This is a genomic window from Kitasatospora sp. NPDC058032, from assembly GCF_042885845.1.
GTDB lineage: Bacteria > Actinomycetota > Actinomycetes > Streptomycetales > Streptomycetaceae > Kitasatospora.
Genome location: NZ_JBHVRK010000082.1, coordinates 1 through 1338, shown reverse-complemented (window position 1 = coordinate 1338; position 1338 = coordinate 1). Strand labels below are relative to the sequence as shown.

General features: G+C 67.8%; 1 pseudogene. It reads left to right on the top strand.

What is annotated here, in order from left to right:
• Positions 1 to 184: 184 nt before the first annotated feature.
• Positions 185 to 1338 (top strand): annotated as a pseudogene (locus ACFVUH_RS37410) (excinuclease ABC subunit UvrA); the annotation flags it as partial.

Sequence of the window (1338 nt, the reverse complement as noted above, 5' to 3'; positions counted from 1 at the left end):
GTGCGGGGCTGAGAGTGACCGAGCCGGTGATGATGTCCTCTCCGCAGCCGCAGCGCGCCGCCGCCCAAGTCAGCACGGCAGGAGAAGACCGCGGACACCTCCTGAGTGCAGGCTAGGTGGTTACGGTTCCGCCGGTCGGTCCGGCGTAACGGTGACTCATGTACGGAACCAGGAGGAGAACTCTGTGAGCGTCACCGACCCCACCCCCGGCGCGGACACCGCATCCGGTCCGGGAGACGGCATCCGTATCGCGGGCGCGCGGATCCACAATCTCAAGGATGTCTCGCTGACGATCCCCCGCAACCAGATCACGGTCTTCACGGGGGTCTCGGGATCGGGCAAGTCGTCGATCGTCTTCGACACGGTGGCCGTGGAGGCCCAGCGGCAGCTGAACTCCACCTTCAGCTGGTACATCCGCAACCAGCTCCCGAAGTACGAACGTCCGCAGGCCGAGGCGATCGAGAACCTCACCACCCCGGTGATCGTCGACCAGAAGCCGGTGGGGGGCAACGCCCGGTCCACGGTGGGCACCATGACCGACGTGCAGCCCATGATCCGGGCCCTGTTCGCCCGGTTCGGCACGACGACGGACAAGAAGCCGTCCTCGCTCGGCGTCTCCGCGTTCTCGTTCAACGACCCCCAGGGCATGTGCCCGGACTGCGACGGTCTCGGCCAGAGCATCGCCCTCGACCTGGACAAGATGCTGGACCGCTCGAAGTCCCTGGACGACGGGGCGGTTCTCTTCCCCGAGTACAAGGTGGGCAGCCCCGACTGGCAGATCTGGGCGAAGTCAGGCCGTCTGGATCCGGCCAAGCCGATCGCCGAGTACAGCGCCGAGGAATTGGACACCCTGCTGCGCGGCACCGGCGGGAAGGTGACGCTGAAGACCAAGAGCACCGAGTTCCAGACGAACTACGAAGGGCTGGCCGACCGGTTCGAGCGGCTCAACCTCAAGCGCGACCTCAGCGCCCTGAGTGATCGTAAGCGCGAGGTCATCGAACGCTTCGTCACCGACGGCGTCTGCCCCTCCTGCCGGGGGGCGCGGCTCAACGCCGCCGCGCTCGACGTGCGGATCGACGGCAAGAACATCGCCGACTACTCGAGCATGGAGGTCCGCGACCTCACGGAGGTGCTCACCGGCGTCACAGAGCCGGCCGCGGCTCCCCTCGCGAAGGCCGCGCGCACGGCCCTGGAGCGGATCGTGTCCATCGGGCTCGGCTACCTGACCCTGGACCGGCCCACGGCCGACCTCTCCGGGGGCGAGGGGCAGCGGCTGAAGATGGTCCGCCACCTCGGCAGTGGTCTGGCCGGGCTCACCTACATCTTCGACGAGCCCAG